Here is an 8,469-nt window from a genome sequence, read left to right on the forward strand (position 1 = left end):
AGTTTATTTAACGATTGAAAACCTTTAGAATATTCATTAAAGTCAGAAGAAATCCTTGAGGAGGAACAATAGAAATGAGTTTATTAGTTAAAACAAGAAAAATTAATGCAATGTTACAAAAAGGTGCAGGCGGTCCTGTTAACTTTAAAGAGATGGCGGAAGAGCTAAGTGACGTAATTGATTGTAACGCGTTCATCGTAAGTAGAAGAGGTAAGTTGCTTGGTTTAGAAATTCATCACCAAATCGACAATGATCGTATGAAGAAAATGTTTGAAGATCGTAAATTCCCTGAGGAGTATACGACTCGCTTGTTCCAGATTAATGAGACATCTCCAAACATTGATATCGAGAGTGAACATACAGTGTTCCCTATCGAAAACAAAGAACTATTTCAAGATGGTTTAACTACGATCGTACCGATTATTGGTGGCGGCGAGCGCTTGGGTACTTTGATTCTTGCCAGACTAAAAGAAGGATTCACAGAAGATGATCTAATTCTTGCTGAATACGGCGCGACAGTAGTTGGTATGGAAATCTTACGTGAGAAATCTGAAGAGATTGAACATGAAGCACGCAGTAAAGCGGTCGTACAAATGGCGATCAACTCATTGTCTTACAGTGAGCACGAAGCAATCGAGCACATCTTCAAAGAATTAGACGGTAACGAAGGGCTACTTGTAGCTTCTAAAATTGCAGATCGAGTTGGAATTACGCGTTCAGTCATCGTAAATGCGCTTCGTAAATTAGAAAGTGCTGGCGTTATTGAATCACGTTCTTTAGGAATGAAAGGTACGTATATTAAAGTATTGAATGATAAATTCCTTGAAGAACTTGAAAAGCATAATTCTTAAAAAATATTGTCGCTAAAAAAATATCTAAGAACTGAAGTAAGATCCGTAACTACGGACTTTACTTCAGTTTTTTTATTTTAGAAATAATTATGTGTTATTATTTCTGGTATGGAAGTACTATGCTAGTAAAAAGTGATAGGTCATTATTTAAAAATCAGAGATAATAAAGAATTTTTTCCGTTGAAAACAATATTTCGACATTATATTAGCCTATATGACAAAATAATGTAATTAACTCATTAACAGACCGAATGTGTATATCGAAATACTGATTTATATGATATAAAATAACGAGTTGATTTGTGTTCATTATTCTGAATTCAGTAAAATGGTTACTTTATACTATAAATTGTTTTAGAAATGATTGGACAAAAATCATTAATCTCCGCTACAATAGAGTAGTAGTATCATAAAAAATAACCTTTTTCTACAAAGTTATTAGTGAAGAATAACATTACTCAATAAAACTCTAGTAAAAACCATGAAAATTGAACTAAATGAGGGAAGGGTGGGAGACGATGGAGATTTATGGTGGTACCATCAACCTGCTTGAAAAAGGTTTGGACTATTCATCTGCGAAAGGTAAGGCAATTTCGCAAAATATAGCGAATGTAGACACGTCGAACTATAAAACGAAGAATGCGAATTTTAAAGAAGTATTTTCCAGTGAAAAAAGTAAAGGTCTTGAAGCTTATAAAACTGACTCAAAACATATAGACTTTACCCACTCAGCATCGAGTAAAATATTCGATGTATCTGCTTTGCGTTATCGACAAGATCGTAATGGTGTAGATATGGACAAAGAACAAGCGGATTTAGCAGCTAATCAAATATACAACTCTGCTTTGATTGAACGATTAAACGGCAAATTCAATTCATTACAGAGTGTTATTAAAGGAGGTCGTTGATCATGAGTATATTTCATAGTCTAAATTCGTCGACTTCTGCATTAACAGCTCAACGGTTACGGATGGATGTTATCTCATCCAATATGGCGAATATCGATTCAACTAGGGCGAAACAAGTAGATGGCGAATGGCAACCATACAGAAGGAAAACAGTTACGTTACAACCGAAGGAAAGTCAATTCTCCTCATTCCTACAAGTAGCTAAAGGAGTTCATTCGCATGGCAATGCAGGAAATGGTGTGGCAGTAACACGTGTCAAAGAAGATCGAGAAACTCCATTTAAATTGGTATTCGACCCATCACATCCAGATGCTAATGATGAAGGGTATGTTGAAATGCCAAATATTGATCCTTTACGCGAAATGATTGATTTAATGTCTGCCACTCGATCGTATGAAGCGAACGTAACGGCGTTGAATGCAAACAAATCGATGCTGATGAAAGCGTTGGAGATCGGAAGATAATATACTAGTAATTTATTAGGAGTGAACTAGATGGCGATTCAATCTATTACAGGTGCAATGCCTGCTATGTCGATTCAACAATCTGACATGAAAGTACAAAAGACACCTTTCGAGGCTCAACAGAATTTCTCATCAATGTTAAATGATGCAATTCATCAAGTGGATCAAACACAAAAAGTCTCAGATACTATGACAGCTAAACTTGTTAAAGGTGAAGATGTCGATTTACATAATGTAATGATTTCGGCACAAAAAGCGAGTATCGCATTAAATGCAACAGTAGAAATGCGTAATAAAGTCGTAGAAGCATACCAAGAAATCATTAGAATGCCTGTCTAACAGATAGAAAGCACTGGGTAGAAGTGGAATCGTGCCTAGTGAGGCTGACCGGGGGATTAGAATGAAAGAAAGATTGACAAAACTCAGAGCAGATCTTAAAGCCTTCTGGGAAAGTCGAACAAAAAATCAAAAAATCATATATATTGTGACGGCGGCCAGTGTAATCGCGCTGGCGGTTTTTTTAACAGTGGCTTTGTCACGTACTACGTATGTAACACTTTATTCAGAAGTATCACCATCTGAAATCGGTCGCATAAAAGAAGTGCTAGACGGTCAGGGCGTTCCTTATCTTGTAGAGCCTGGCGGTACAGCGATATCTGTGCCTGAAAAGCAACTGGATAACTTGCGTGTTTCACTTGCGGCAGAAGGTTTCCCAGATTCTGGACTGATCGATTATTCATTCTTCTCGGATAACGCAGGGTTTGGTACTACAGATAATGAATTCAATATGATTAAGCTTGCTGCGATGCAAACAGAATTAGCTAATCTAATAAAGGGTATAGAAGGTATTAAGGACGCAAAAGTTATGCTTACTTTACCGACAGAAGGGATCTTCGTAAACGATACTACATCAGAAGCTAGTGCAGCGATCATGTTGAAGACGAATCCGGGACAAAATTTTTCGGAACAACAAATCACTTCACTTTATAATCTAGTTTCGAAAAGCTTACCTAACCTATCTAATGATAATATCGTCATACAGAACCAATACTTTGAGTACTTTGATCTAAAAGATTCAGGAGACTCTTATGGAGCTAGTGTGACGGATCAAATGGGCGTGAAAAAGACCATTGAACGCGACTTGCAACGACAGGTTCAAATGATGCTCGGTACATTGATGGGACAAGACAAAGTAGTTGTATCAGTCACGACAGATATTGACTTTAAAAAAGAACAACGTGAAGAAAACTTGGTTACGCCAGTAGATCCCGAAAACATGGAAGGTATTGCTCTCAGTGTGCAACGTATCACGGAATCTTTCTCGGGTACGAATCCGGCAGTAGGTGGAACACCTGAAGGAGAAGACCCTACGGATAACCGTACTACCTATGTAGAAGGTGAAGGCGGAGATGGAGATTACGAACGTCTTGAAGAAACAATTAATAATGAAGTGAACAGAATAAAAAAAGATATAGTAGAGAGCCCGTACAAAATCAGCAATATTGGTATTCAAGTTATGATCGAACCTCCAACTGCAGATGATCCAACTTCATTAGCTCCAGAAGTTAGACAAGATGTCGAACGTATTTTAGAGACTATTGTACGTACATCTTTGGATAAAGAAGCAGCTGGGGAATTAACGGATGAAATACTGGCCGAAAAAATCGCGGTTTCCGTTCAACCACTTAAAGGCAAGAATGTTGCGTTTGAAGATCCGAAGACAATGATTCCTTGGTGGGCGTATTTAATTGGCGGTGTATTACTGCTAGCCGTAATTGTCCTTGTGGTGCTGTTCTTGCGCAAGAGACGTAATGAAGCGGCAATGGAAGAGGAGCTCGCAATGGAACAAGCTCAGGCCCAATTAGATTCCGTGCAAGTTGATGACATCAACTTGGAAACAGAAACAGAGGCGACCGCAAGAAGAAAACAACTAGAAAAAATGGCCAAAGATAAACCGGAAGAATTCGCGAAATTATTGCGAACATGGATTGCCAAGGAGTAACGGAGGGGTTTTAGTTGGTTAAGAAAGACAAAGTCATGTCAGGTAAACAAAAAGCTGCCCTATTGCTCATCTCTCTAGGACCAGAAGTTTCGGCTTCAGTCTATAAGCATTTGAATGAAGAAGAGATCGAGCAACTGACGTTAGAGATTTCAGGTGTGAAAAAAGTCGAATCCTCTGTAAAAGAAGAAATTATTGAAGAATTTCATAATATCGCTCTTGCGCAGGATTATATTTCTCAAGGCGGTATTGGCTATGCCAAGACAGTTCTTGAAAAAGCACTCGGAAAAGACCATGCCCAAGCTATCATTAACCGGCTAACCTCTTCACTTCAAGTGCGACCGTTTGATTTCGCCAGACGTGCAGAACCATCACAAATACTAAACTTTATACAAAATGAACACCCACAGACCATTGCGTTGATTTTATCTTATTTGGAAGCGGAGCAGGCAGGATTGATCCTGTCACAACTCCCCCAAGAAATGCAAGCAGATATAGCAAAACGCATTGCTACAATGGAATCTACTTCACCGGAAGTAATCAGTGAGATTGAAGCAGTCCTGGAACGAAAATTATCTTCTACTGTTACGCAGGACTTTACCGAAACGGGTGGCGTAGACGCAGTCGTGGAAGTATTGAATGGTGTAGACCGTTCGACAGAAAAAACGATTCTCGATGCGCTTGAAATTCAAGATCCTGAACTTGCAGAAGAAATTCGCAAGAGAATGTTTGTCTTTGAAGATATCATCACATTGGATAACCGTTCAATTCAGCGTGTTATTCGTGATTGTGAAAATGAAGATTTGATTTTAGCAATGAAAGTATCAAGCGAAGAAGTAAAAGATATATTATTCAAGAATATGTCACAGCGTATGGCAGAGTCATTCAAGGAAGAAATGGATGTTATGGGGCCGGTACGACTTCGTGATGTAGAAGAAGCGCAATCCCGTATCGTCGGAATCATCCGTAGACTTGAAGATGCAGGAGAAATCATTATAGCGCGTGGTGGAGGAGATGACATCATTGTCTAATCTGTTTCGATCCGAGCGTACGGTAATGAATCAAAGCCCTACAAAAGAAATTTTAATCCGTAACTTGCAACCTTCACAACCGGTTGAAGAGACAGTAGAGCCGGTAAGTATGGGTAAAGTATTCATGGAACGCAATCGCTTGTTGCAGGAGATGGAGCAACGTAAAAGCATAGTAGATACCGAAATAAAACAACGATTAGATCAAGCGGCTGCAGATGTTGAATCGATGCATGCAGCTTGGGCTAGTGAAAAAGAAGAATTACAGCAACAAGCCTATGATGAAGGCTTTCAGGCGGGGTATGAAGATGGTCGTAATAAAGCAATGGCTGAAATGCGTGAAATGATAGAGGCTGCAAACGAAACTACTACTTTATCTTACGAGAACGCAACCCAATATTTAATCAATCAAGAACGCGTCATTTTGGATATTGGTATGCACTCAGCCGAACGAATTATTAATAGAGTGATAGAAGAAGATGATGAGGCGTATTTATCCATTGTCCGAAAAGGCATTAAAGAAGCGCAGGAGAGTAAAGAAATTAAATTATTCGTACCGACTGAACAGTTTAAAATGGTCACGACACATCGGTCGGAACTCGCTTCGATTTTTCCACCCGAAACCCCGTTCCTTATTTTTGTCAATGAAGATTTCAATGCAACAGATTGTTTTATCGAAACGAACCATGGTCGCATCGTAGTGAGTGTAGATGATCAACTGAATGAACTGAAAGAACAATTGGTGAAAATAATGGAAGATGGTGTGTGAATTTGAAAAAAGCTGAAGATCTCATTCCAATCATTCCGAATATCAATACGTTAAAGAAGTTTGGGCGCGTTATTCGTGTAGTAGGATTGCTAATAGAATCCGAAGGTCCCGAGTCATCGATAGGTGATGTATGCTTTATTCACTTGAACGTCCCAGAAGAAGGACGTTCCTTAATTCAAGCCGAAGTTGTAGGATTTAGAGAAGAAATTGTCATGCTGATGCCTTATACGGATATTCGTAATATTTCAAGTGGTTGTTTAGTGGAAACGTTAGGTAAACCACTTGAAGTAAAAGTAGGAATGAATCTGCTAGGACAAGTTCTAGATTCTTTAGGTAAACCGATTGATAATAGTCCCCTACCTAAAGGTCTGGCAACAGTACGAACGGAAAACAGCCCTCCGAACGTTTTGACACGTCCTACTATTAATGACAAGTTGGCTGTAGGCGTAAAGGCAATCGATGGTATGCTGACGGTGGGAAGTGGTCAGCGTGTCGGGATATTCGCTGGTTCGGGTGTGGGTAAAAGTACATTGCTTGGGATGATCGCACGTAATACGGAGGCCGACATCAATGTGATCGCACTGATTGGGGAACGTGGTCGCGAAGTTCGGGAGTTTATCGATCGTGATCTTGGGCCAGAGGGATTAAAGAAAACAATTGTCGTAGCTGCCACTTCCGATCAACCAGCGCTAATGCGAATAAAAGGTGCGATGACAGCTACAGCGATTGCGGAGTACTTCCGCGACAAAGGGCTGAACGTCATGCTGATGATGGACTCAGTTACCCGTGTAGCCATGGCGCAGCGTGAAATTGGTCTAGCAGTCGGTGAACCACCAGCAACAAGGGGTTACACTCCTTCTGTTTTCGCTATTCTACCCAAACTATTAGAACGCAGTGGAACGAATGAAAAAGGTGCTATCACCGCTTTTTATACTGTGTTAGTTGACGGTGATGATATGAATGAGCCGATTGCAGATGCTGTGCGAGGAATTCTTGACGGTCACATAGTGTTAGATCGTATGCTAGCTAATAAAGGCCAATATCCTGCAATCAATGTGTTGAAAAGTGTCAGTCGTCTAATGAATCATATTGCGGATCCAGAACACCTGAAAGCAGCAGCGAAATTACGTGAATTGTATTATGCCTATGACAAATCAGAGGATTTAATCAATATAGGTGCATATAAAAAAGGAACGTCACGAGAAATCGATGAAGCGATTGAATACGAGCCGATCATTACCAATTTTCTAAAGCAAAAGTTTAATGAGAATATCCAATTAGAAGACACGGTAAATGAAATGGTTGCGTTAGCTTCTGGAGGAGGAGAGCGTAAATGACTTCTTTCCATTATCGTTTTGATAAAGTTTTAGATTTACGTGAACAAGAGCGTGATGAAACGGAAATGGCTTATAAAGAAGCGATTGAAGAGTTCGAAAAAGTGGCCACGCAGTTGTATGACCAGATGAAAAAGAAAGAAAATATCTTGGAAGAACAGCAACAACGTATGACTACAGGTTTTTCCATTGATGACTTGCACCACTATTCTCGTTTTATTACTACACTTGATGTAACGATAGATCACATTCAACAAGAAGTAATGAAATCCCGTTCAAAAATGAATTGGTATGAAACGCAGCTGTTGGAAAAGAACATAGAAGTAAAGAAGTTTGAGAAGATGAAGGAAATCGGTAAAGAACAACATGATGCCGAGATGGAACATGTGGAAGCAAATCGAATTGACGAACTATCGACGATGAAGTTTCGTTCAAAAGAAGACGGGTGGTAAAGTGGCTAAAACGAAAAAGAAAAAAGAGGTTAAAGACTCTGTCGAAGTATCAGAAAAAAAGTCGATTGGCTTTTTTCAGATTTTACTCGCATGGATCATCATTCCTCTCATGTTCACAACGGCTGTTGTCTTAATAATAGCTAAAGTAGCAGATGTCAACGTTTTCGATCAGGCGAAAGAATGGACAGCAAAAGTCCCGTTTTTGGAACAAAAAGTACCTGATGAAAAAGTCGAAGGAGATCTAATATTAGAAGAACGTGTAATTTCTCTACAAGCAGAAATTCAAGAAAAAGAAGCGCAATTATTTGAAGTGCAAGACGAGCTTACTCAAGTGAAAGACTCTAATGAAACACTTGTAATCGAAAAAGAAAAACTGAATGAAGAGATCGAGAAGCTAAAACTAGAACAAAGTGAATCCAAACGTGATTTCAAAGAAATTGTTACGACATATGAGCAAATGTCGGCCAAATCATCAGCTCCTGTCATTACCAAAATGGGTGATGCAGAAGCCATTCAGATATTATCTAGTCTAAAGCCCGCTACACTAGCTGCTATACTAGAGAAAATGTCCCCTGAAGAGGCCGCTAAATATACTTCTATGCTTACAAAGTAGTATAATAGTAATTGAGGGAGGTGAAAAAGTGAACTTAGGACTATTAATGGG

Annotated in this window: 10 protein-coding genes; all 10 read left to right on the plus strand. The window is 39.2% G+C overall.

Features of this window, described 5'->3' with window-relative positions; all coding sequences use genetic code 11:
- Nucleotides 1-74 precede the first annotated feature (74 nt).
- The gene (codY, locus tag Q7P97_RS08435; protein WP_099692667.1) at nt 75-851 is read left to right on the plus strand and encodes a GTP-sensing pleiotropic transcriptional regulator CodY; all 777 of its coding nucleotides are present in this window, start codon (nt 75-77) and stop codon (nt 849-851) included.
- 518 nt (nt 852-1,369) lie between these two features.
- Nucleotides 1,370-1,759 (plus strand): flagellar basal body rod protein FlgB, encoded by a 390-nt coding sequence (flgB, locus tag Q7P97_RS08440; RefSeq protein ID WP_303968768.1) that lies wholly within the window; start codon nt 1,370-1,372, stop codon nt 1,757-1,759.
- A gap of 2 nt (nt 1,760-1,761) precedes the next feature.
- Complete coding sequence (gene flgC / locus Q7P97_RS08445) at nt 1,762-2,223, plus strand: flagellar basal body rod protein FlgC (protein ID WP_303968769.1); 462 nt, start codon at nt 1,762-1,764, stop codon at nt 2,221-2,223.
- 30 nt (nt 2,224-2,253) lie between these two features.
- Nucleotides 2,254-2,562 (plus strand): flagellar hook-basal body complex protein FliE, encoded by a 309-nt coding sequence (fliE, locus tag Q7P97_RS08450; protein WP_303968770.1) that lies wholly within the window; start codon nt 2,254-2,256, stop codon nt 2,560-2,562.
- A gap of 61 nt (nt 2,563-2,623) precedes the next feature.
- Entirely contained in the window at nt 2,624-4,225 is a 1,602-nt protein-coding gene (gene fliF, locus Q7P97_RS08455; RefSeq protein WP_303968771.1) for a flagellar basal-body MS-ring/collar protein FliF, read from the plus strand.
- 14 nt (nt 4,226-4,239) lie between these two features.
- A complete protein-coding gene (gene fliG / locus Q7P97_RS08460) occupies nt 4,240-5,253 on the plus strand; it encodes a flagellar motor switch protein FliG (RefSeq protein WP_085428638.1) in 1,014 nt (337 codons plus the stop codon).
- Nucleotides 5,246-6,019, plus strand: coding sequence for a flagellar assembly protein FliH (fliH, locus tag Q7P97_RS08465; protein WP_158232724.1), 774 nt, complete (start codon nt 5,246-5,248; stop codon nt 6,017-6,019). The genes fliG and fliH overlap by 8 nt, the downstream gene beginning before the upstream one ends.
- Nucleotides 6,016-7,356 carry a flagellar protein export ATPase FliI gene (gene fliI, locus Q7P97_RS08470; protein ID WP_303968772.1) on the plus strand — a complete coding sequence of 447 codons (1,341 nt, stop codon included), beginning with the start codon at nt 6,016-6,018 and terminating at the stop codon, nt 7,354-7,356. The genes fliH and fliI overlap by 4 nt, the downstream gene beginning before the upstream one ends.
- Nucleotides 7,353-7,805: a flagellar export protein FliJ gene (gene fliJ, locus Q7P97_RS08475; protein WP_303968773.1), complete on the plus strand. Its 453-nt coding sequence runs from the start codon at nt 7,353-7,355 to the stop codon at nt 7,803-7,805. The genes fliI and fliJ overlap by 4 nt, the downstream gene beginning before the upstream one ends.
- Before the next feature lies 1 nt (nt 7,806).
- A complete protein-coding gene (locus Q7P97_RS08480; RefSeq protein ID WP_303968774.1) occupies nt 7,807-8,418 on the plus strand; it encodes a MotE family protein in 612 nt (203 codons plus the stop codon).
- Nucleotides 8,419-8,469: the final 51 nt, after the last annotated feature.

The sequence above is a fragment of the Sporosarcina ureae genome, assembly GCF_029267015.1.
GTDB lineage: Bacteria > Bacillota > Bacilli > Bacillales_A > Planococcaceae > Sporosarcina > Sporosarcina ureae_D.